18 protein-coding genes, 1 tRNA gene, 1 pseudogene and 1 riboswitch are annotated in these 20,740 nt (G+C 67.5%); of the genes and pseudogenes, 9 read left to right on the top strand and 11 right to left on the bottom strand.

Going from position 1 to position 20,740, the window contains the following annotated elements:
- Positions 1 to 5: 5 nt before the first annotated feature.
- The 4 genes from AC0N04_RS15595 to modA all read left to right on the top strand — a co-directional run bounded on the left by AC0N04_RS15595 (position 6) and on the right by modA (position 2,542).
- Positions 6 to 521 carry a hypothetical protein gene (locus AC0N04_RS15595; protein ID WP_474283176.1) on the top strand — a complete coding sequence of 172 codons (516 nt, stop codon included), beginning with the start codon at positions 6 to 8 and terminating at the stop codon, positions 519 to 521.
- A 147-nt stretch (positions 522 to 668) separates the two neighbouring features.
- Positions 669 to 926, top strand: a complete 258-nt coding sequence (locus AC0N04_RS15590; protein WP_474283175.1) for a phasin family protein — start codon at positions 669 to 671, stop codon at positions 924 to 926.
- A 61-nt stretch (positions 927 to 987) separates the two neighbouring features.
- Positions 988 to 1,623, top strand: a complete 636-nt coding sequence (locus tag AC0N04_RS15585; RefSeq protein WP_474283174.1) for a class I SAM-dependent methyltransferase — start codon at positions 988 to 990, stop codon at positions 1,621 to 1,623.
- Positions 1,624 to 1,783: 160 nt separating this feature from the next.
- Positions 1,784 to 2,542, top strand: a complete 759-nt coding sequence (gene modA, locus AC0N04_RS15580; RefSeq protein WP_474283173.1) for a molybdate ABC transporter substrate-binding protein — start codon at positions 1,784 to 1,786, stop codon at positions 2,540 to 2,542.
- Positions 2,543 to 2,570: 28 nt separating this feature from the next.
- Here the strand turns inward: modA and AC0N04_RS15575 are convergent.
- The 8 genes and pseudogenes from AC0N04_RS15575 to AC0N04_RS15540 all read right to left on the bottom strand — a co-directional run.
- Positions 2,571 to 2,789: pseudogene (locus AC0N04_RS15575) on the bottom strand (hypothetical protein); the annotation flags it as partial.
- A gap of 181 nt (positions 2,790 to 2,970) precedes the next feature.
- The gene (locus AC0N04_RS15570; RefSeq protein ID WP_474283172.1) at positions 2,971 to 4,620 is read right to left on the bottom strand and encodes a hypothetical protein; all 1,650 of its coding nucleotides are present in this window, start codon (positions 4,618 to 4,620) and stop codon (positions 2,971 to 2,973) included.
- 1,352 nt (positions 4,621 to 5,972) lie between these two features.
- Positions 5,973 to 6,048 (bottom strand) — tRNA-Asn (locus AC0N04_RS15565).
- A gap of 37 nt (positions 6,049 to 6,085) precedes the next feature.
- Positions 6,086 to 8,224 carry a TonB-dependent siderophore receptor gene (locus AC0N04_RS15560; RefSeq protein WP_474283171.1) on the bottom strand — a complete coding sequence of 713 codons (2,139 nt, stop codon included), beginning with the start codon at positions 8,222 to 8,224 and terminating at the stop codon, positions 6,086 to 6,088.
- Positions 8,225 to 8,297: 73 nt separating this feature from the next.
- Positions 8,298 to 8,403: riboswitch (TPP riboswitch) on the bottom strand.
- A 150-nt stretch (positions 8,404 to 8,553) separates the two neighbouring features.
- Positions 8,554 to 8,877, bottom strand: coding sequence for a ferredoxin FdxA (fdxA, locus tag AC0N04_RS15555; RefSeq protein ID WP_474283170.1), 324 nt, complete (start codon positions 8,875 to 8,877; stop codon positions 8,554 to 8,556).
- Positions 8,878 to 9,069: 192 nt separating this feature from the next.
- A complete protein-coding gene (locus tag AC0N04_RS15550) occupies positions 9,070 to 9,867 on the bottom strand; it encodes a phosphoadenylyl-sulfate reductase (protein WP_474283169.1) in 798 nt (265 codons plus the stop codon).
- A 14-nt stretch (positions 9,868 to 9,881) separates the two neighbouring features.
- On the bottom strand, positions 9,882 to 10,358 hold the full coding sequence (locus AC0N04_RS15545) for a DUF934 domain-containing protein (RefSeq protein ID WP_474283168.1): 477 nt from the start codon (positions 10,356 to 10,358) through the stop codon (positions 9,882 to 9,884).
- 8 nt (positions 10,359 to 10,366) lie between these two features.
- A complete protein-coding gene (locus tag AC0N04_RS15540) occupies positions 10,367 to 12,115 on the bottom strand; it encodes a nitrite/sulfite reductase (RefSeq protein ID WP_474283167.1) in 1,749 nt (582 codons plus the stop codon).
- 142 nt (positions 12,116 to 12,257) lie between these two features.
- Here AC0N04_RS15540 and AC0N04_RS15535 point away from each other — a divergent pair, with 142 nt between their 5' ends.
- Positions 12,258 to 13,187 carry a patatin-like phospholipase family protein gene (locus tag AC0N04_RS15535; protein WP_474283166.1) on the top strand — a complete coding sequence of 310 codons (930 nt, stop codon included), beginning with the start codon at positions 12,258 to 12,260 and terminating at the stop codon, positions 13,185 to 13,187.
- A gap of 198 nt (positions 13,188 to 13,385) precedes the next feature.
- On the opposite strand, the gene phaP is transcribed toward AC0N04_RS15535, so the two are convergent.
- Complete coding sequence (phaP, locus tag AC0N04_RS15530) at positions 13,386 to 13,937, bottom strand: TIGR01841 family phasin (protein WP_474283165.1); 552 nt, start codon at positions 13,935 to 13,937, stop codon at positions 13,386 to 13,388.
- 234 nt (positions 13,938 to 14,171) lie between these two features.
- Here phaP and AC0N04_RS15525 point away from each other — a divergent pair, with 234 nt between their 5' ends.
- Genes AC0N04_RS15525 through AC0N04_RS15510 form a run of 4 tightly spaced genes read left to right on the top strand, consistent with a single transcriptional unit; the run spans position 14,172 to position 17,940 of the window.
- Entirely contained in the window at positions 14,172 to 14,609 is a 438-nt protein-coding gene (locus tag AC0N04_RS15525) for an acyl-CoA thioesterase (RefSeq protein WP_474283164.1), read from the top strand.
- 4 nt (positions 14,610 to 14,613) lie between these two features.
- On the top strand, positions 14,614 to 15,306 hold the full coding sequence (locus tag AC0N04_RS15520) for a nitroreductase (protein WP_474283163.1): 693 nt from the start codon (positions 14,614 to 14,616) through the stop codon (positions 15,304 to 15,306).
- Between the two features lie 50 nt (positions 15,307 to 15,356).
- Positions 15,357 to 16,352 carry a 2-hydroxyacid dehydrogenase gene (locus AC0N04_RS15515; protein WP_474283162.1) on the top strand — a complete coding sequence of 332 codons (996 nt, stop codon included), beginning with the start codon at positions 15,357 to 15,359 and terminating at the stop codon, positions 16,350 to 16,352.
- A gap of 46 nt (positions 16,353 to 16,398) precedes the next feature.
- Positions 16,399 to 17,940 carry a DNA recombination protein RmuC gene (locus tag AC0N04_RS15510; RefSeq protein WP_474283161.1) on the top strand — a complete coding sequence of 514 codons (1,542 nt, stop codon included), beginning with the start codon at positions 16,399 to 16,401 and terminating at the stop codon, positions 17,938 to 17,940.
- A gap of 48 nt (positions 17,941 to 17,988) precedes the next feature.
- Here the strand turns inward: AC0N04_RS15510 and AC0N04_RS15505 are convergent, their stop codons facing one another.
- Together AC0N04_RS15505 and AC0N04_RS15500 are read right to left on the bottom strand one after the other, a co-directional pair.
- Positions 17,989 to 18,621 (bottom strand): glutaredoxin domain-containing protein, encoded by a 633-nt coding sequence (locus tag AC0N04_RS15505; protein WP_474283160.1) that lies wholly within the window; start codon positions 18,619 to 18,621, stop codon positions 17,989 to 17,991.
- A gap of 55 nt (positions 18,622 to 18,676) precedes the next feature.
- Positions 18,677 to 20,701 (bottom strand): M3 family metallopeptidase, encoded by a 2,025-nt coding sequence (locus tag AC0N04_RS15500; RefSeq protein WP_474283159.1) that lies wholly within the window; start codon positions 20,699 to 20,701, stop codon positions 18,677 to 18,679.
- Positions 20,702 to 20,740 lie beyond the last annotated feature (39 nt).

Here is a 20,740-nt window from a genome sequence, read left to right as displayed (position 1 = left end):
CGGGCATGACCGAAACCGATCCTGCGCTGCCCGCCGATGCCGATTCGCACCCCCAGGTGCTGCACGAGCCGCGCCGATGGCGCGACAAGGGCTGGACCGCCCAGGTTCTGAAGAACGAGGACGACGACGGTTGGGCGGTGGCGATGTTCCTGGACGGCCAGGACGAGCCGGCCCTGGTCGGCCCCTGGACGATGGGGCGCGACAAGAAGAACCCGAAGCCGCTGGATGCGCCCGCGTTCAACACGCTGGTCAAGACGGCGGCCGAGGTGCTGCGCCGCCACGAGCAGCAGCGCCAGGGCCGGCTGCATCGCCAGATGGTGGTCAGTGCCGGCGAGCAGCGCATCACCGTGTCGCTCGACATCGCGCCGGACGACGAGCAGCCCACGGCGACGCTGAGCGCGCAGGACGAGGCGGGTGAGCCGCTGGCCCAGGTCAGCGTCTCGCCGGCGTTCCACCTCGACCGGGCCAGTGCCACGGCCTGGGCCGAGGGCGGATTCCAGCGTCCACGGCACCGCGAGTAGCCGGCTCGGTGCTTGCGCGAGCGCGGTTTTGGGGGAAGTTCACTAGATTGCTGCGTTGCAGCAATTTTTGCTTGTGCCGTATCGATCGGCACTCTAAACTGCAGACTTGCTGCGGTGCAGCAAAATCAACCCAACGAGGAACTTGCCATGAACACTCCCTTCGTCGACCTGCAGAAGTCCAGCTCGCAAATGCTTCAAGGCCTGCAGAAACTGGGGCAGCTCAACCTGGAACTGGCGCAGACCTCGTTTGCCGAAGCCGCCAAGACCGCACAGACCATGATGTCGGCCAAGAGCCCGCAAGAGTTCGTGACCCTGTGCGCCGCCGAATTCAATGCGATGCCGGCCAAGGCCACCGCCTACGGCACCCAGGTGCGTGACATCTTCACCGTGGCCAGCCAGCGCTGATGGCTTGGGAGGTGAATCCGGGCCGTCGCCCGGGTTTGCCCGCTCGGTGGGATGATGGCGCATGCCACTGTCCTCCGAGGAATTGCAGCGCATCGCTGCGCGCACGCTGGCGCACTATGACCGAAACGCCCAGGCGTTCTGGGAAGGCACACGCGACCACGACGTGAGCCAGAACATCGCGGCGCTGCTGCAGCACATCAACGCGCCGCCTCCCTTCGAGCTGCTGGACTTCGGCTGCGGGCCGGGCCGCGATCTGCGCACGTTCGCCTCGCTTGGCCACCTTGCGGTCGGCCTGGAAGGCTCGGCGCCGCTGGCCGAGATGGCTCGCGCGCACAGCGGCTGCGAGGTGCTGGTGCAGAGCTTTTTCGAGCTCGACCTGCCCAGAGATCGCTTCGACGGCATCTTTGCCAACGCATCGCTGTTCCATGTGCCCCGCCAGGCCTTGCCGGGCGTGCTGGGGTGCTTGTACTCGGCGCTGAAGCCGGGCGGCGTGCTGTTCAGCTCCAACCCGCGGGGCGATGGCCAGGAAGGCTGGCGCGGCGAGCGCTACGGCGTCTATCACGACTGGCCGGCGTGGCGCGAGATCGTCAGCGCCGTCGGATTCGTGGCCCTGACCCATTTCCACCGGCCTACCGATGCGCCGCCCGAGCAGCAGCTGTGGCTGGCCAGCGTGTGGCGCAAGCCCATCGCACCCTGAGCGGCAGGGCCTCCCTTCGCTGAGCCGGTCGGTTCGGTTCGAAGGGAGTTCGATATTCGTTATATAGTTCAAAACATAACGAGATCGCCACCGCCTTCGAGCCGCTTCGATGCAGCGCCGGTCTCTGCACACGCCGTCATCTAGCAAGGAATTCTTCGCCATGAACCTATCCCTCGTTCGCCGCGCAAGCATGGCGCTGTGGCTGGGCACTGCCGGCGTCTTGGCGTCCGCACAACCCTTGACCGTGTCGGCGGCGGCCAGCCTGACCAACGTGATGAAGGACCTGGGCAGTCGCTACGAGGCGGCGCACCCCGGCACCCAGGTCCAGTTCAACTTCGCGGCTTCCGGCGTGCTGATCCAGCAGATCGCGCAGGGCGCGCCGGTGGATGTGTTCATCAGCGCCGACGAGGCGACCGTCGACAAAGGCCTCTCGCAACATCTGCTCGACGCCGGCTCGCGGCGCGATATCGCCTCCAACCAGCTGGTGTTGATCGAGCCGGCCACCGGGGGACCGGCGTTGCACACGCTGGACGACTTGGCTTCCCCGGCGGTCAAGCGCATTGCGGTGGGCAAGCCGGCCTCGGTGCCGGCCGGACGCTACACCCGGCAGGCGCTTGAGAGTGCCCAGCTCTGGGCGCCGCTTCAGCCCAAGCTCGTCGATGCCGAAAGCGTGCGCCAGGTGCTGGATTACGTCGCTCGCGGCGAGGTCGACGCCGGCTTCGTCTACTCGACCGACGCCGCACTGATGGCCGACAAGGTCAAGGTGGTGGCGACGGTCGGTCGCCACGCGCCGGTGCATTACCCGGCCGCTCTCACGACCCAAGCGCGTCAGAAGGCCGCCGCCATCGCGTTCATCGACTATCTGCTCAGTCCGCCTGCGCAGCAGGCGCTGGCCCGTGCCGGCTTCGCCAAGCCTTGAGTTTTCGGGCCTCGACCGGCGATCCGGTCATGGCGTAGCGGAAGTCGCCGCGCTTCGTGGCGCTGACCCGGATGCTGGCCAGCGCCTGGCCCGCCGCCATGCGCGACAGCACCTCGACGGCGATGTCCGGGAGCAGGCTGCCGTTGAGAATGTGGTCGACGTTGCGGGCTCCGCTGTCGACTTCGGTGCAGCGGGCCAGCACGGTCTGCACCAGCTTGTCATCGAAGCTGAACGCGGCCTGGTGGTTGGCACGGGCAGCGGCTCAGCCCAGAACTCAGGTTGCCACTGCCGCTGTTCGTGATCTGAACGCTCAAGAAGGGCAACCCGGACCCTGAGACTTCTCAAGGACTTTTGCCCATTGGATCTCGGATCCGGGTTGCCACGCGTGGCAGGCGAACTGCCACCGCGCCTTGTTGGCCGGAGCGCGACTACTTCGTGCGAGTCAGGTAGACGCCGGCCCAACTCTCGCTCGTAGCCGCGTTGAGCATGCTCGCGGTGACCGCGAGCCATTCGTTGCGCAGGCCGTCACGTTCCAGCCCAATGGCCGTCACGACCGATCCAGCCGGTGCGGACGGATCGATCTGTAAGGCGTCCTGGTTGGTTTCCACCACGGTACGAATCACCGGCTGGGTCTTCGGGGCCACCGTCATGTAGATGCCGTCCGTGAGCGTCTCTGAGGTCTTGCGGCCCTTGAACGCGATCTGGGCCTTGTCGGTGTTGCCGACGCCGTAAACCGCAGCGAAGGCCGATGCGCGCCAGCGGGGCGGCTCGAAGTCGTCCGAATCGGAGTCGCTGACACCTGGCGGCCGGCCGGAAAAGACCCAGTACATGAAATCGAGGTACTCGGCACCCGTCTTGACCACCGCATGGGTCTGGCGCTTGGCCGAGTCGCGCACGAAGAAGCCTTGGTGAACGGGGACCTGCACGACGTAACCGTTGGGGTAATGCTCGTTGCAGTAGGCGATCAATTCAGCCTGCCCATCGACCGGGCACGTCAGCGTCACCTGCCGCGTTTCGGTGCCCCAGGCTCCCCAGAACGCGACGAAGCGGCCGTCATACGAGAGCGCCTCGCCCAACTTGTTGAACTTCACGCCGGCCTGCTCGCCGGGCACCGTGCTGCCAAGTTTCACCAGGGTTTCCAACGGAGCGTTCGGCTCCAGCTTCGCGCGATAGATGCCGCCGAGGGTCGGGGCATCTTCGTTGTCCAATCCCAGGAAGACGGCGTCGGTCGATGAGGCACTGGGTGGCGCCGTGGACCCGAAACGCACGCCACCGGGCGCTTGACCTGGGATGAGCGTGTCTGAGTTGGCCACCAATTGGACCGGAGACTGCGGGTCGTGCGCGAAATCGCGGTAGTAGACCCCCGTCTTCGACACGACGTCGGTGTAGTTGCCCTTGAAGACCACTGAATTCGCACCGGCGACCGCGGGTGAACCGGGGAATTGGTCAAACCGGGTCCCCGGGGGAGCGCCTGGCACGCTGAAGTACGGGAAGTCGGGCACGGCGCCGAGCTGCGACGCTGCCGTGATGCCCGTTCCCCCCCGCTTGACGTACAGGCCGGACGTGCCCACCCGGGTTTCAGTGCCGTCGGGCAGCATGTAGGTCCAGAGCGGTTTGGATTGCCCGCGGGTCACGATCCGGTGGTTGTGAAGGCCGATTCGCGGGAACGCCGGAAATTCGGTGAAGGTACCGAGCGCATCCTGATACAAGGTGTTGTTGGGGTCGGGCACCGTCGTCTGGGTGTCGAAGACGGTGGTCAGCAGGCCCTTGGCGCCCTTGGCCATGTCGCGCATGTAAATGCCGCGCAGCGGCGTGCCGACACCGTCACCGCCTTTGCTGCGCGCGCGGAACGCGACGACCCCATCCGCGCTCACGGATGGTTGGCTGTAGCTGTTGAAAAGGCGATCGGTCCCGGGGAGATAGGTCCCGTTGTGGGCGACCGTTTGCCACATGAATGCGTCAGGCAGACCGCTGTCTGCTGCGCCGCCAGCGGTTTGTGCCCAACCCATGCTTGGCGCCAGCGCAATGCCGAACGCTGACCAAATCGCGAAACTCACTTTAAGAACTCGGGCGTTCATGATGACTCCTTAACGTCTTGTCCACTGCACACGAAATGACCACATGGCGCTTGCGACTCCGGCAGGCCCCGTCGCTGAAAAACAGCAAGCCGGCGGCCAAGGCCCGCCGATTGCCGCATTCGAGAACGCGGTATGCATGAATCGATCGCCACAAGGTACCGGGGCTGAGTGCGCAGCACCGGTTTGTCGGGGAACCGGTGGGCATCGGAGAACTCCGCTGCGCGTCGGGATGGGTAGGTGGCTCCTAAGGTCGCCATGCCACAAGGCCGCAAGCCGTAGTACGCGGCACGCCGCTGGGACGCGTACTCCGACAGGCCCTCGGCCTGCGGGCTGTGCGCGACGACGTGCCGCGGCCATGCCGGAAATGCCGCCTTGACGGGGACGCTCGCGGGGCTCTGCGTGGTGGTCATGACGTGACGCCTATGTCAGCGCTGTTGGGTCGTGGGGAAGCGTTTCAACGGCTGAGGAGCGATCAGAATGCGCACTTGTAAATGTCATGGACATTAAAGTTAACAATTCTTGACGTACTCTACTATCCGAAAGTTCAGCTGATATGCCAAGAACTAGGGGCCTCCGGTCGTCGTTTGACTTGGATCAGTGCTTGCGCATGTTCTGGAAACCAAGCCTCGACGAGGTGGCGGTGCAGCACGAGCCTTGCCAGGCGCCTCGTGGGCATTGCCTTCGTCGGTTCTCTTCCGGAGTGGGCGGCGGGAGGCTCGTTCTCTCGGCGCCGAGCCGTAAGTCGCGCGACCCGGAGCGTCGGATCACCGCCGCACGGTCAGCTGCTTGGCGCTCCCGGGCGCTCTAGAAACGGAAATGCCCTGCGGTTGCAGGGCATTTCGAGGGTGCTGCATCCAGCAGCATCACAACATCACACGGGGGTGATGTACTCCGACATCAATATGCCGGTGATTGCGGGAATGGGGTTCGGTGTGATGGTTCGATCGGTCTACCCTCCTTCCGTGGTGAACGGATCCGACTCAAAACCGGGTCAGTGCTTGCAGTAAACGCTTAGGCCGTCGCGCTGTCAAGGCCTTCTCGAAACCGGCCGTTGTCTGGCGTGATGCCTTACCCTTGGTTCGCATGGTCCCGTTGCCCGGACTCGGGTTGGCTGACCGACATCGGCACCACGCCTGTTGACGGTGGACAGACAGGACATCGAGGCGGGCCCCGTGCGGTCAGAAGTCGCCGTTCCACCGCGATCGTCAAGCTCGCGACGGCCGTTGATCGGTTTCTAGCCGAGCAGGTGCCTGCGTTGAAGCGAGCCCATGAATGCTCGGGCACTCACCACGATCGTCATGTCGAGCATGAAAAAACCGCCAGACCTTGCGGTGCGGCGGTTTCTCTTTGTTTGGCTCCCCGACCTGGGCTCGAACCAGGGACCTACGGATTAACAGTCCGGCGCTCTACCAACTGAGCTATCGGGGAAGTGAAGCCTCAGATTATAGGCAGGTTTTGATGGATTTCACAAGTCGACCTGAATCCCAGCGCGAAAAGTTCGCGGTGCCAGGGGGTAGAGGTAGACATGGCCGTACTGGGTAGGGGTTTCCTGCCACGCGCGGCGGTCGAACAGGTTGTCGATACCGGCGCGCAGCAGCCAGTCCCGGCCGTCAGCGTGCCAGGCATAGCGGGCGGCCAGGCCGGTGCGGGTCCAACTGGGTGCGGTCAGGCTGTTGTCGGCCAGGACCTGACGCGGGCCTTCGAACGTGATCCGGGTCTGCAAGGCCAGGCCAGGTACGCTAGGTACACGGTAGTCGATCAGCACGCGAGCGGTGTGCTCCGGCACGTTGGTGGGAGCCAAGCCGTTCTGGCCAGGGTTCTGGCTGTGCTCGCGTCGTGCCTGCAGCCACATCGTGCTGGCGTGCAGGCTCCATGGGCCTTGGGTGAGGCCGATCGCGGCCTGGGCTCCCTGGTGATGGTCCGTGCCGTCGACCTGGTGGGTGCAGCTGAGGGCGACATCGCAACTGCCCAGGTCCACCGCCAGCGGCCTGGCGATGTCGAACCAGGCGAGCGACCAACTCAGCGTGGGGCCCTGGTGCTTGACGCCGATCTCGGTCTGTCGGCTCTTAAGCGCCGGCAGGGGTTGGCCGGCGTTGGTGTAGATCGGCAGGTTGGGCGCCACATCGCTTTCCACGCCTTGGCCCCAGCTGGCGTAGACCATGTCGGCCGGGTTCAGCTGCCAAGTGCCGGCCAACCAGGGTGTGGTGAAACCTTGCGCGTACGCGGTGGCCTGTGTGCCATCGGTCTGCACGCTCCGGCGGTCGAGCGTGGTGTGGCGCAAGCCCAGCCAGAGTCCGGCGCGGCCGGCATGCATCTGGTCGAACAATTGCCATTCGGTGCTGCGTTCGGTGCGGTCGGTGTTGGTGATTTCCGGGGTTGGGGCGGCCGGGACCATGGTGTTGCCGTCCAGCGTGCCGATCCCCGCGAAGTTGTAGATCTGCGGTCCCAGGCTTTCGATGAATCGGCTGGCGAGCACGCCGGCCGAGATCTGGTGCACCACCTCGCCGGTGGTCAGATGGCCTTCCACACGCAGCGCGCCCGCGTCGGTATGGCGGCGCTCGCCGTTGCTGCGGAAGTCGTACAGGTCGAAGCTGCCGTCGCTGCAATAGCTGCTGTAGTTGTTTTCGGCGCTGCAACCGTAGGGGAAGGCGATGCGGTCGTCGGTGCGCAGTCGCTGGGTCATCGCTTGCGCCACGGCGCGCCAACCATCGGCCAGCTGCTGGGTGTAGCGCAGACTGCCGGTGGTGCCGTCGAACACCACGGGCAAGCTCCAGAGTTGGTCGTTCAGGTTGATGCGCGGGTCGATCGAAGCCGCCGACGGCAGCCGGCTGCCCAGCAGGCTGAAGCCGGGCAGGCTGGGCTGCGACTGGTGACTCAGCTCGACTTCCAGTTCGAGCAGGCCGTCGCGTCCGACCGGGGTGTCGCCGGCCACGGCAGCGAGATACCGCTGCCCGCGGTCATCCTTGAACACCGGACGAAGTTGCTCGGCTGCCAGGTTGACGCGCAGGCCAGACCGGCCGTCGGTGCCCAGGCGGCGGTCGATGTCGGCGCTCAGTTTCAGACTGCCTTCGTCCGACACGCCGGCAGACACCGTGGTGGCATTGCCGCGGGGCCGCTTCACGACGAGGTTGACCAAGCCCCCGGGTGCACTGGTGCCGGCTTGCGCGCCGCTGGTGCCTTCCAGCACTTCGACGCTTGCCTTGTCGTCCAGCGCCAAGGAGGTTTCCGCGTTGATCGGTAGGCCGTCGCGTCGGTAGTTGAAACGGTTGTCCAGCGTGTAGCCGCGCACCGCCATCGTGGCGTAGTAGCCCGGGGCGTTGTAGGCATCGCCAATGCTCGCGTCCATGCGAGTGATGTCTCCCAGGGTCTGCACGCCGGCGTCGGTCAGCGCGGCGCTGGTCAGCGTCGTGGCCTGGAAGGGCGAGCGGGCCAGCGGCGCGTCGCCGAAGCCGGCGACGGACGCGACCGCCGGGTCAGCCTGGCCGGTCACGGTGACGACCGCGGCGGGCTCGGATTGAGCCCCGGCGGCGCTGACGGCCAGCATCAAGCTGGCGCCGGCCCAGGGGCTGATTCGGCAGGAGGAAAGGAATCGGTACATGGCCATCGCGGACTCTCAAGGACGATGGCAGGGAACCCATCCGTCGGAAGTCAGGCAACACACCGGTTGGTGTGGCAAGGTCCGAGTCGGCTTGCTTCCCTGCGCGAGGATTACCTCAATCAGGTTCAAAGGGACTTTCTCAGTCGCACCGACTCATGGACGGCGCAACACCCCTAGCGAATGTGTTCGGCCCAGCCGGGCCGAACCGGATCGATTATCGCCGTGCACCGCCACCGGCCGCCGTGCCTGTCGCGAAAAGCCCCACAGTGCGGCCGCGCGCCGCCCACGAAAAAGCCCGCGCAGTGGCGGGCTGATGGCGCAAAGGCAGGGGGGGCTCAGCGGATCAATTCGCCCAGCTTGTTCTTGCGGTCTTTCCACTGGTCGGCATCGGGCAGCGCCGCCTTGCGCTTGGTGATGCTGGGCCAGCCCTTGGCCAGTTCGGCGTTCAGCGCGATGTAGGACTGCTGGTCGCCGGGCACGTCCTCTTCAGGGAGGATGGCGTTCACCGGGCATTCCGGGATGCAGACGGCGCAGTCGATGCATTCGTCGGGATCGATGGCCAGAAAGTTCGGGCCTTCGCGGAAGCAATCGACGGGGCAGACGTCGACGCAGTCGGTGTACTTGCAGCGGATGCAGGCTTCTGTGACGACGTGGGTCATGGGCAGGCGACGGTCATTGGAGGAAGAAAGGCGGACCCGGTGGGTAGCGCCCGGCTCGCGGGCCGGCGTGAAGCGGGCAAGCCGCCGCGCGCGGCGAAACTGGGATTTTAAGGCCAGGTGGCACGCCGGCCATGATGACCCTCAATATTGAAGGTGCACCTCGGGTGCGAGGCCGGTGCCAGCGGACGGCGCTCAGGCGGTGACCGCCTGCTGGCGGGCTGGCGCAGCGTTGACGTGCAGACCGCACTCCTTGGCGCCTTCGTCTTCCCACCACCAGCGGCCGGCGCGGAAATCTTCGCCCAGCGCAATGGCGCGGGTGCAAGGTGCGCAGCCGATGCTGGGCATGAAGGCGTCGTGCAGCGGGTTGTAGGGTACGTCGTGCCGGTCGATGTAGTGCCAGACATCGTTCCAGCTCCACGCCAGCAAGGGATTGAACTTGATCCGACCATTCGGTTCCACTTCGCGGGCGGGCAGGTTGCCGCGGTGGGCGGACTGCTCTCGGCGCAGTCCGGTGATCCAGGCGCTGCGGCCTGCCAGCATCCGGTCCAGCGGTTCCAGCTTGCGCAACTGGCAGCAAGCCTTGCGCAACTCGATGCTCTGGTACATCGCCTGCTCGCCGTGGCGGTGCACGAAGTGCACCACGGCCTCGTCGCGAGGCGCGTAGCGCTCGATCGTCAGCGCATAGTGGTGCTCGGCGCGCGCCAGCAAGTCCTGCGTCTGGGCATGCAGTGCCCCGGTCTGAAGCGTGGCCACGGCGATCGGCAGTTGATGGCGTGCGATCAGGTCGGTGAGCACCATGTCTTCGGCACCCAGGCTGCTGGCCAGCACGATGGTGTCGACGTGTTCGGCGGCTCCGCTGCGCAACTGGGCGAGCGTGTCGGCCAGCCGTTGCTCGAAGCCGGGGGTGACCCGGGCGTAGAGGTCGATCGCGCGGGCCTGCGGGGCGCTGCCCCGGTCCGGCAGCAAAGAGATGAGGTCTTGGTTCGGCATGAGTGCGAGGTCCGTCAGGCGGGCAGGCGGGCAAACAGCGGTCGCGTCTGCACGACATCACCCTGGTAATGGGCGCTGATCCGGGCGAGCGCACGCCGTGCATGGGATTCCGATTGATCGGCGCGCAGATGCACCGCGTCGAAACCGGTTCGATGCAGCAGCGGCAGCATGTCCACCAACACCTCGCCGGTGGCGCGCAGTTCGCCGCGGTATCCCAGGCGCGAGCGCAGCAGACGGGCCTGGCTGTACGCGCGCCCGTCGACCCACTTGGGGAACTGCAGCACGATCAGCGACAGTCCAGCCAGGTCGGCGCCAAGCGCCTCCACGTCGTCGGTGTTCGCCAGGAGCACGCCCTTGCGCGTGTCGGACGGCCAGTCTTCGTGACGTTGCCAGCGGGCCAGCGACATCAGCACGGCGCGATGCTCGGGGCCGGATGCCGCCTCGTCATCCAGTCGGCACCAGGGGTCGTCAAGCAGGGAGATGAATTTCATCGCGGGTCTCAGGCAACGCAATCGGCTTCGGCAGCCTGGGTCGGGGCGGTCTCTCGTTCCGGCGCGCGTGCGGTCTGGCGGCGCACGGCATCGGCGGCGGTGCGGAAGGGCGCCAAGCCCAGGCGCCGAACGCTGTCGACGAAGCGCTCGCCTCGTTCGCGCAGGCGCACGTAGGTGTCGATCAGCGCCTCGACCACGTCAGGCACTTCTTCCGCCGCAAAGGCCGGCCCGATCACCCGGCCGGGGCTGGCCGGCCCGCTCAGGGTCGAACCGTCCGAGCCGCCCAGCGACAGCTGATACCACTCGTCCCCGTCCTTGTCGATGCCCAGGATGCCGATGTGACCGGTGTGATGGTGGCCGCAGCTGTTCATGCAACCACTGATGTGCAGATCGATCTCGCCCAGATCGAACAATTCGTCGAGATCGTCGAAGCGCTCGCTGATGCTGGCGGCGATCGGGATCGAGCGGGCGTTGGCCAGCGCGCAGAAGTCGCCTCCAGGGCAGGCGATGATGTCGGTCAGCAGGCCGATGTTGGGCGTCGCGAAACCGCCATCCTGGGCCGCATGCCAGACGGCGCGCAGATCGGCCTCGCGCACCCACGGCAGCAGCAGGTTTTGCTCGTGGGTGACACGCAGCTCGCCCAGAGAATAGCGGTCGGCCAGCGTGGCGGCCCGGTCCATCTGGTCGGCCGTCAGATCCCCCGGCGCCTGGCCGGGCCGCTTCGTCGACAGGGTCACGGCGCGGTAGCCGGGGATGCGATGCGGATGCACGTTGCGGTCCAGCCAGCGCAGGAACGCGACCGGCGCCGGCCCGGTGCGATGCGGGTTGTAGCCGCCGGTGGCCGGGCGCACACCGGCCGGCAGCGCGAAGTGGCGCGCCACCCGCTCCAGTTCCGATGCGGGGATCAGGTGCTGGCGGCCTTCGGCATCGCTGCCCAGGATCTTCCCGAACTCGGTGTTCACCGCGTCGACGAAGCGCTGCCCTTCGGCCTTGACCAGGATCTTCAGGCGGGCCTTGTAGGCGTTGTCGCGCCGGCCGTAGCGGTTGTAGACCCGGACGATCGCCTCGAGGTAGACGAGGATCTGCTGCCAGGGCACGAAGGCGTGGATCTCGCTGGCGATGATCGGCGTGCGACCCATGCCGCCACCGGCCAGCACGGTGAAGCCGACCTCGCCGTCAGCGTTCTTCAGCAGTTGCAGGCCCACGTCATGCCAGGCGATTGCGGCGCGGTCGGCGCGGGCACCGGTGATGGCGATCTTGAACTTGCGCGGCAGGAAGGCGAATTCCGGATGCAGCGTGCTCCACTGGCGCAGGATCTCGGCGTAGGGCCGGGGATCGATCTGCTCATCGGGGGCAATCCCGGCCAGCGCGTCGCTGGTGATGTTGCGGATGCAGTTGCCCGAGGTCTGGATGCCGTGCAGGTCGACCTCGGCCAGCTTGTCCATCACGTCGGCCGCCTCCGCCAGCGGGATCCAGTTGAACTGCACGTTCTGGCGGGTGCTGAGGTGGCCGAAGCCGCGATCGTGGTCGCGGGCGATCGCGGCCAACTGGCGCAGCTGGCGGCTGGCGATTTCGCCATAGGGCACGGCGACCCGCAGCATCGGTGCGTGGCGTTGGACGTACCAGCCGTTCTGCAGGCGCAGGGCCCGGAAATCGTCGTCCGGCAGTTCGCCGCCGAGATGACGAGCCAGCTGGTCGCGGAACTGCGCGGCGCGCTGGTGGACCACTTGACGATCGAAGCGGGTGTAGGTGTACATCGGGAGAACCCTGGCTTGTGAGGCGACGAGGGTGACTCTACGGAGGCTTCTTATTCTTTGAAACTACATTGATTTCAGATGCTTATTTCATTCAGATATAAAAGGCGGCGAGACGATTCAGAGCCCTTCTAGAATGACGCCCATGAAGTCTGCTGTTCGCGAGCACGCCGTGGGCCCGGTGAACCGCCGCGCCGCCTTGGCGGGCCTGGCCACCCTGCTGACGCTGGCGGGCTGCCAGACGCCGGCGCCCGTGCGCCCGTCACCTCCGCCCGTCCCGCCCGAGCCGGTACCCCGCCGCCCGCCGCGCATCGGCCTGGCCCTGGGTGGGGGGGCCGCCCGCGGCTTTGCCCATATCGGCGTGATCCAGGTGCTGGAAGAGCAGGGCCTGCGTCCGAATCTGGTGGTCGGCACCTCGGCGGGCAGTCTGGTGGCCGCCATCTACGCGTCGGGCAAGAGCGGTGCCGCGATGACGGCGATGGCCCGCGACATGGATGAATCGGCGCTGACCGACTGGGGTTTTCCGGGTCGCGGGCTGATCCGCGGCGAAGCGCTGGCGCGCTATGTGCGGGAAGAGACCGACGGGCTGCCGATCGAACGGATGAAGCTGCCGCTGGGCATCGTCGCCACCGACCTGGCCAGCGGCCGGCCGATCCTGTTTCAGCGCGGCGATGTCGGGACGGCCGTGCGGGCCTCGAGTGCCGTGCCGGCCGTGTTCGAGCCGGTCCGGATCGGCACGCGCGAATACGTGGACGGCGGGCTGGTGGCGCCGGTGCCGGTGCGTTTCGCTCGCAAGATGGGGGCCGAGTTGGTGATCGCGGTGGACATTTCGTCGCCACCCGACGGCCACGCCACCGGCGATGCCGTGCACATGCTGCTGCAGACCTTCGCGATCATGGAGCGCAGCATCAACCAGCTGGAGCTCAAGGGCGCGGATGTCGTGATCCGGCCGGCGCTGGCGGGGGTGTCCAGCGCGGACTTCACGGCGCGGATGAAGGCGATCGAGGCTGGCCGTGCAGCGGCCTTGGCGATGCTGCCGACGCTGCGCGAGCGGATCGCGGCGCTGACGCGCTAGGGCCGGCGAACCGGCCAGGTCGCGCACGGTCCGAACGAAAAAAACCCGACCACGAGGGGTCGGGCTTGAACGGTACCTGGTGAGCGACGCCAGACATCAGGTTGGGCCGTCAACGGGGTACCGAGGAGACAACTTCCAGGCAGCCGTGCGAGCCCGGCTGGGTCGGGCGCTGCGCGCCGCTCAGGGCGCACAGGTGGATCAGACGGCGCGGCGCGCGGCCTTCGGAGCGGCCGAGGCCTTCACCGCCTGGGTGGTGATGGCTTGGAAATTGGCTTCGGCCACGTCAGCGGCCTGCTTGGCGGCCTTGTGCACACTTTCGTAGGCGTTGTTGGCAGCGGCCATCGCCGACTTCACCAGGGCCACCGCGTTTTCGGTGCCGGCGGGCGCGTTCTTGACGGCGCTGTCGACCAGACCGGCGAAGCTCTTCTGCAGGTCGGCGACCTGCGCCTCGGCCAGCTTGGTCACTTCGGCGTTGGTCGCAGCGGCGATGTCATACAGGTGACGGCTGTAGGCGGCGGCCTTTTCGGCGGCCGGTTGCAGCAGCCCGGCTTGCAGGCTCAGCAGTTCCTGCGCGTCCTTGACCGACAGCGCGGCCTTGGTGGTCTCGGCCGCTTCGCCCATCGACGCCTTCGCGACTTGCAGGTTCAGTTCAACCAGCTTTTCAACGCCGTTGAAGGCCTTGTTGGTCAGGTCGAACAGGGTTTCGACGTTGGCTTTTTGGGCGGCGAGCATTTGTTCAGCGGTCAGCATGTGAATCTCCTAGGTTGGGGGGACACGGTGCAGCTTTCGATACAAATGGTGCGCTGCAACATGATTCGAAGTATAGGCTGCCGCAGCGCGATTGCAAGTCTTTTGTTGCGGCGCAGCAATGATTGGGGGCGCCGCCCTAACGGGGACGGTGACGGGGCCGATCCCGGGGGCCGGCGTCCCGATGCGGTCGCGTCCGCGTCAGCACGGGCGCGGCGACGATGGAACAATCGCCCCATGACCTCACGACCCCGCCCTGAGCCTCGGCAGGCCTACCGCCTGTTCCGGCCCCTCGCCACCCGCTGGATGGACAACGACGTCTACGGTCACATCAACAACGTCGTGTACTACAGCTTCTTCGACACCGCCGTGAACGGCTACCTGATCGACGCCGCCGCGCTGGACATCCATGCCGGCCCGGTGATCGGACTGGTGGTCGAGACGCGCTGCAATTACTTCGCGCCGTTGGCGTTTCCGCAGGCCATCGAAGCCGGGCTGCGGGTGGCCCAGGTGGGCAGTTCCAGCGTGCGCTACGAAGTGGGCCTGTTCGCCGCAGGCGGGTCCGAGACCGCGGCCGCCGGCCACTTCGTGCACGTCTACGTCGATCGCCAGACCCGGCGACCGGTACCGCTGCCGGCAGCGCTGAGCCACGCGCTGCAAGCCTTGAAAGTCTGAATCGATGAACCCCCTTGCTGTTGACGCTGTGGACGCGGCACTCGCCGGCCGTCGTTCGATCCGTGCCTTTCTACCCACGCCGGTGCCGCGCGAAACGGTCGAGCAGATCCTGGCCGTCGCGGCGCGCGCGCCCTCGGGCACCAATACCCAACCCTGGCAGGTGACCGTGTTGACGGGACGCTCGCTGCAGGCGCTGAGCACACGGCTGGTGGCGGCCTACGACGACCCCGAGCAGCGCGCCCGGCACCGCGAACCCTATGCCTACTACCCGACCGAATGGGTCTCGCCGTACATCGACCGGCGGCGCAAGGTGGGCTGGGACCTGTACCAGTTGCTGGGCATCGGCAAGGCCGACAAGGCACGCATGCACGCGCAACACGCCCGCAACTTCCGCTTTTTCGATGCGCCGGTGGGGCTGATCTTCACGATCGATCAGGTGATGGAGCAGGGCAGCTGGCTGGACTACGGCATGTTCCTGCAGAGCATCATGGTGGCGGCGCGGGCGCGCGGTCTGGACACCTGCCCGCAGGCGGCGTTCACCCAATTCCACCGCTTGATCGCCGAGGAGCTCGGGCTGCCGGCCGATCGCACCGTGGTGTGCGGCATGGCGCTCGGCCACGCCGACCCGCAGGCTATTGAAAACAGCCTGGTCACCGAGCGCGAGCCGGTCACCGCCTTCGCCCGATTCATGGCGTGAGCCGGTGCCGCCCGGTGCCGCTCCCCGCCCTTCCCCTGGAGACTGATCCCATGACTTCGACCGCGCGTCCGCGGGTGCTCGTCGCTCGCCGTATCTTTCCGCAGGTGCTCGAACGCCTGCGCCAGCACTTCGATGTGCGGACCCACGACAGCGAGCAGGCATGGGGCCACGCCGAACTGGTTCAGGCCCTGCAAGGCTGTGCCGGCGTGTTCGTGGCCGGGACCGAGCCGATCGACGCCGCGCTGGTGGCCGGCTGCCCTGAACTGCGCGCGGTGTGCAGCATGGCGGTGGGCTACAACAACATCGATCTGCCGGCCTGCACCGCGCACGGCGTGCTGGTGAGCAACGCGCCCGGCGTGCTGACCGAGACCACGGCCGATTTCGGTTTCGCGCTGATGATGGCCACCGCGCGGCGCATCACCGAGAGCGAGCGCTATTTGCGCCGTGGCGAATGGACCACCTGGCAGGTCGATCTGTTCGCCGGTGCCGACATCCACGGCGCCACGCTGGGCATCCTGGGCATGGGTCGGATCGGCCAGGCGATCGCGCGGCGCGGCGTGCTGGGCTTCGGCATGAAGCTGGCGTACCACAACCGCAGCCGGCTCAGCGAGGCCGAGGAGGCCGAACTGGGCGCTCGGTACCTCGGCAAGGACGAGTTGCTGCGCCAGGCGGACCATCTGGTGATCGTGGTGCCCTACAGCGCCGCCTCGCACCACCTGATCGGCGCGGCCGAGCTGGCCTTGATGAAGCCGACCGCGACGCTGACCAACGTGGCGCGCGGCGGCGTGGTCGACGACGCGGCACTGGCCCAGGCGCTGCGCGAGCGCCGCATCGCGGCGGCGGGGCTCGATGTGTTCGAGGGCGAACCGGCGGTGCACCCCGGGCTGCTCGCCGTGCCCAACGTGGTGCTCACGCCGCACATCGCCAGCGCCAGCCTGCCGACCCGTCTGGCCATGTGCCAGTTGGCGGCCGACAACCTGATCGCCGCGCTGACCGGCGGCGCGCCGCCGACGGCCCTGAATCCCGAGGTGCTGGCATCGCGCTGAGCCGTCCACGGATCGGCGGCCAGTGCCCAGCCGGCACAATGGGCGCATGACTTTGATGCTTTCGAACGTCCTCCTGCTGGTCCTGGTGGCCGTGACCTTGTTGCTGGTCGTGTGGCTGGCGCTGCGCCGCCCGGACGCCGCCCCGCTGCAACTCGCCCTGAAGGCCGCGTTCGACGATGCGCAAGGGCGCCAGCAGCAGAGCAGCGAGCGCCTGGAGCGGGAGTTGCGCGGCGAGGTGCAGGCCAGCGCCAGTGCCACCCGGGGCGAGCTGAGCCAGGGTTTGTCGCTGTTTCAGCAGGCTTTGCTGGCGCAATCCGGCGATGTTGCCCGGACACAGAACGAGCAGATCGATTCGTTCCGGGTGCAGTTGGCGGCGATGCAGCAGCAGGTGGCCCAGGCGCTGCAGGCGACGACTCAGGCGCTGACGCAGCAGGCACAGTCGGGCCAGGACGCCCTGGCTGCGGCCTTGGGCCAGACCCGCCAGGCGCAGACCAGCGCACTGCTGCAGGCCCGCGAAGCGCAGGACCAGGCCCTCCAGCGTGTGGCCGACGGCCTGAATGAGCAGCTGAGGTTGCTGGCCGAGGGCAATGAGCGCCGGCTCGGCGAGGTTCGCGCGGCGGTCGAGCAGAAGCTGGCGGCGCTGCAGGACGGCAACGAGAAGAAGCTCGACCAGATGCGTGCCACCGTGGACGAGAAGCTGCACGCCACGCTGGAGCAGCGCCTGGGCGAGAGCTTCAAGCAGGTGGCCGACCGGCTGGAGCAGGTGCACAAGGGCCTGGGCGAGATGCAGACGCTGGCGCGCGACGTAGGCTCGCTCAACCGCGTGCTGACCAACGTCAAGACCCGCGGCGTGTTCGGCGAGGTGCAACTGGCCGGCCTGCTGGAACAGGTGTTCACGCCCGAACAGTACGGCGCCAATGTCGAGACCGTGCCGGGCAGCAACGCGCGGGTGGAGTTCGCGATCCGGCTGCCGGGTCGGCGCGACGACGGTTTGCCGCTGTGGCTGCCGATCGACGCCAAGTTCCCGCGCGAGGACTACGAGCGACTGCTCAGCGCGCAGGAAGCGGCCGATCCGGTGGCGGCCGAGGCGGCGGCCAAGGCCATCGAGACGCGGCTGCGGCTGGAGGCGAAGACGATCCGCGAGAAATACATCGCCGCCCCCTACACGACCGACTTCGGCATCCTGTTCGTACCGACCGAGGGCTTGTACGCCGAGGCGCTGCGCCGGCCCGGCCTGGTCGAAAGCCTGCAGCGCGAGCACCGCATCACGCTGGCCGGTCCCACCACGCTGCTGGCCACCCTGTCCAGCCTGCAGATGGGCTTTCGCACGCTGGCGCTGGAAAAACGCAGCGCCGAAGTCTGGGAGGTGCTGGGCGCGGTCAAGACCGAGTTCGGCAAGTTTGGCGAGGTCCTGGCCAAGACCAAGAAGAAGCTTGACGAAGCCAGCAACACCATCAGCGATGCCGAGACGCGGACCCGCGCGATGACGCGGCGACTCAAGTCGGTGGAGACCCTGCCCGATCACCGGGCCGACGCGCTGCTGGGCCTCGAACCCTCGGACGGTGGGGACGGACCGCCGTCCGCCTGACCGTCAGGGAGCGGCTCCGCGTTCGCTGGCCGTGCGTCGAGGCGCCAGCTAGAAGCGGATGCGCGGCTTGTCCGGATCGGCCGGCGGGGTCGGCGTCGCCGCATCGTTGCGGGACGCGGCCGCTGGAGCGGGTGCGGTGTCGTCCCCGGCCGCTGCCTGTGCCGCCACCAGGGGGGTAGGCGCCGGGTTGCGCCAGCTTGCCGGCAGCTTCGAGGTGGCGGGGTAACCGGCCGCATCGAGATAGCTTTGCCAGTCCGCGGCCACCAGGCCTTTCAGCTGCTGGTTGCCCACCGTCAACAGCGGCAGGCTGGTGGCCCCGCTGAGCCGCTGCAGCGCCTGGATGTCGGCCGGCGATTCGACCCGCTTTTCGGCGAACGGCACGCCGCGTTGCTGCAGCAACTGGCGTCCGGTATCACAGGGCGGGCAGGACTTGCTCGCGTACAAGGTGACCGGGTAGCGGCCCATCGCACGGCGCAGATCCGCGGGCAGGCCGCTGGCGGCTGTCGCAGCGTCGCCTGGCGTGCCCGCACCGACGGCGGCGGCGCCCGGGACCGGCTGGTCGCTGTAGGTGACGCGGCCATCGGGGCCCACCACCTTGTACTGCGCCAGCGCGGCGCCGGACAGGCCCAGGGCGATCAGACCCCAGGGCACGACGCGGAGGAATCGAAAGTCAAGGCGCATGGTTCGACGAAATCCTCAGGATCAGCGACGACAAAGACTAGCACGCCGCACGCGGTCAGGCGGCGATGCCCTGATGGCGCAGCAACGCGTCGATCGATGGCTCGCGACCGCGGAAGGCGGTGAAGCTGGCCAGCGCCGGCCGGCTGCCGCCGACCTCCAGGATCTCGCGCCGGAAGCGCAGGCCGGTGGCCGGGTCCAGCGCGCCGTTCTCCTCGAACGCGCTCCAGGCATCGGCCGACAGCACCTCGGCCCACTTGTAGCTGTAATAGCCGGCCGCGTAGCCGCCGGCGAAGATGTGCGAGAACGTGTGCGGCGAGCGCGCGAAGGGCGGCGGTTGCAGGACGGCCACCTCGTTGCGCACCTCCTGCGCAATCGCCATGACCCGGTCGGCCGCATCGGTTTCGGTGTGCAGGCGCATGTCGAACAGCGCGAACTCGACCTGGCGCAAGGTCTGCATCGCGCTCTGGAAGTTCTTGGCCGCCAGCATCTTGTCGTACAGGGCGCGGGGCAGCGGTGCGCCGCTGTCGACGTGGGCGGTGAGTCGCTGCAGCACCTCCCACTCCCAGCAGAAGTTCTCCATGAACTGGCTGGGCAACTCCACCGCATCCCATTCGACGCCGGCAATGCCCGACACGCCGAGATCGTCGACCTGGGTCAGCAGGTGGTGCAGGCCGTGGCCGAATTCGTGGAACAAGGTGGTGACGTCGTCGTGGCTCAGCAGCGCCGGCCTGTCGCCGACCGGCGACGCAAAGTTGCAGACCAACTGCGCCACCGGGGTCTGCAGGCCACCGCCATCGGGCCGGCGCCAGCGCTCCCGGGCATCGTCCATCCAGGCGCCGCCGCGCTTGCCGGTGCGGGCATAGGGGTCGAGGTAGAACTCGCCGACGCGCTGGCCGGCGCGCTCGATGCGGTAGAAGCTCACTGCCGGGTGCCAGGTCGGGGCCTGGGCGGCGCGGATCTGCACGTCGAACAGCGTTTCGACGATGCCCAGCAGGCCTTGCAGGACCTTGGGCAGCGGGAAATAGGCCCGGACTTCCTGGTCGTTGAACGCGTAGCGCGACTCCTTGAGCTGTTCGCTGGCGTAGGCGACGTCCCAGGACTGCAGTTCGGCCAGGCCCAGTTCGCGCGCTGCGAATTCACGCAGCTCGGCCAGATCCTTCCGGCCGGCAGGGTGCGCCCGGCCGGCCAGATCGCGCAGGAATCCCATGACCTCGGCCGGACTGCGCGCCATTTTGGCGGCGAGCGAGACCTCGCCGTAATTGGCGTAGCCCAGCAGAGCGGCTTCCTCCTGGCGCAGTTGCAGCAGCTCGCGCATCACCGGCGAATTGTCGCGGTCGGGCTCGCCGAGCTCGCTGGCGCGGGTGGCATAGGCGGTGTAGAGCCGTTCGCGCAGCGCCCGGTTGCGGCCGAATTGGAGCACCGGAAAGTAACTGGGGAAGTGCAGCGTCAGCTTGTGGCCGTCCCGGTCCTCTGCGGCGGCCGCGGCGCGGGCGGCGGCGACCACATCGGCCGGCACGCCCTCCAGTTCGGCCTCGGTGGCGTAATAGGCAAAGGCGTCGGTGGCGTCCAGCACATGGTTCGAATAGGCCTGGGACAGCTCCGCCATGCGCTCCTGGATCTGCGCAAAGCGAACTTTCGCCTCGCCCTGCAGATCGGCTCCGCCGAGGCGGAAATCGCGCAGCCAGTGGGTCAGCGCCTGGCGCCGCGGCGCACTGAGCGTGGCCGCGGCCGGGCTGGCGGCCAATGCGCGGTACTTGGCGTAGAGCCGCTCGTCGCTGCCCTGGCGCGTGTAGAACTCGGTGATCCTCGGCAGATTCTCGGCATGGGCGGCACGCAGGGCCGGCGAATCGGCGACGTGGTTCAAATGGCTGACGGCGCCCCAGGCACGCGACAGCCGCTCGGTGGCCACGCCCAGCACCAGCGACATGGCGTCGTAATCGGCAGCGACGTCGGGCCCGATGACCCGCTCAAGCGCGGCGTCCGCCGCGGTCAGAAGGTGGTCCATGGCCGGGTTGACGTGCTCGGGGCGGATCGCCTGGTAGTCGATCAGGCCGTCGAGTTGGAGCAGGGGGTTGGTCATGTCGGAAGGTCTCGCGGCTAGGTCGGGCAGAGGACGGGC

It is taken from the genome of Ideonella sp. sgz306126, from assembly GCF_056032705.1.
Note: the sequence above shows the minus strand (reverse complement) of the source record. Positions and strands in the feature narration are given on the sequence as shown.

Coding starts and splice junctions, on each gene's coding strand:
- AC0N04_RS15595 (WP_474283176.1), top strand. CDS start 6: ATGACCGAAACCGATCCTGCGCTGCCCGCCGATGCCGATTCGCACCCC.
- AC0N04_RS15590 (WP_474283175.1), top strand. CDS start 669: ATGAACACTCCCTTCGTCGACCTGCAGAAGTCCAGCTCGCAAATGCTT.
- AC0N04_RS15585 (WP_474283174.1), top strand. CDS start 988: ATGCCACTGTCCTCCGAGGAATTGCAGCGCATCGCTGCGCGCACGCTG.
- modA (WP_474283173.1), top strand. CDS start 1,784: ATGAACCTATCCCTCGTTCGCCGCGCAAGCATGGCGCTGTGGCTGGGC.
- AC0N04_RS15570 (WP_474283172.1), bottom strand. CDS start 4,620: ATGAACGCCCGAGTTCTTAAAGTGAGTTTCGCGATTTGGTCAGCGTTC.
- AC0N04_RS15560 (WP_474283171.1), bottom strand. CDS start 8,224: ATGGCCATGTACCGATTCCTTTCCTCCTGCCGAATCAGCCCCTGGGCC.
- fdxA (WP_474283170.1), bottom strand. CDS start 8,877: ATGACCCACGTCGTCACAGAAGCCTGCATCCGCTGCAAGTACACCGAC.
- AC0N04_RS15550 (WP_474283169.1), bottom strand. CDS start 9,867: ATGCCGAACCAAGACCTCATCTCTTTGCTGCCGGACCGGGGCAGCGCC.
- AC0N04_RS15545 (WP_474283168.1), bottom strand. CDS start 10,358: ATGAAATTCATCTCCCTGCTTGACGACCCCTGGTGCCGACTGGATGAC.
- AC0N04_RS15540 (WP_474283167.1), bottom strand. CDS start 12,115: ATGTACACCTACACCCGCTTCGATCGTCAAGTGGTCCACCAGCGCGCC.
- AC0N04_RS15535 (WP_474283166.1), top strand. CDS start 12,258: ATGAAGTCTGCTGTTCGCGAGCACGCCGTGGGCCCGGTGAACCGCCGC.
- phaP (WP_474283165.1), bottom strand. CDS start 13,937: ATGCTGACCGCTGAACAAATGCTCGCCGCCCAAAAAGCCAACGTCGAA.
- AC0N04_RS15525 (WP_474283164.1), top strand. CDS start 14,172: ATGACCTCACGACCCCGCCCTGAGCCTCGGCAGGCCTACCGCCTGTTC.
- AC0N04_RS15520 (WP_474283163.1), top strand. CDS start 14,614: ATGAACCCCCTTGCTGTTGACGCTGTGGACGCGGCACTCGCCGGCCGT.
- AC0N04_RS15515 (WP_474283162.1), top strand. CDS start 15,357: ATGACTTCGACCGCGCGTCCGCGGGTGCTCGTCGCTCGCCGTATCTTT.
- AC0N04_RS15510 (WP_474283161.1), top strand. CDS start 16,399: ATGACTTTGATGCTTTCGAACGTCCTCCTGCTGGTCCTGGTGGCCGTG.
- AC0N04_RS15505 (WP_474283160.1), bottom strand. CDS start 18,621: ATGCGCCTTGACTTTCGATTCCTCCGCGTCGTGCCCTGGGGTCTGATC.
- AC0N04_RS15500 (WP_474283159.1), bottom strand. CDS start 20,701: ATGACCAACCCCCTGCTCCAACTCGACGGCCTGATCGACTACCAGGCG.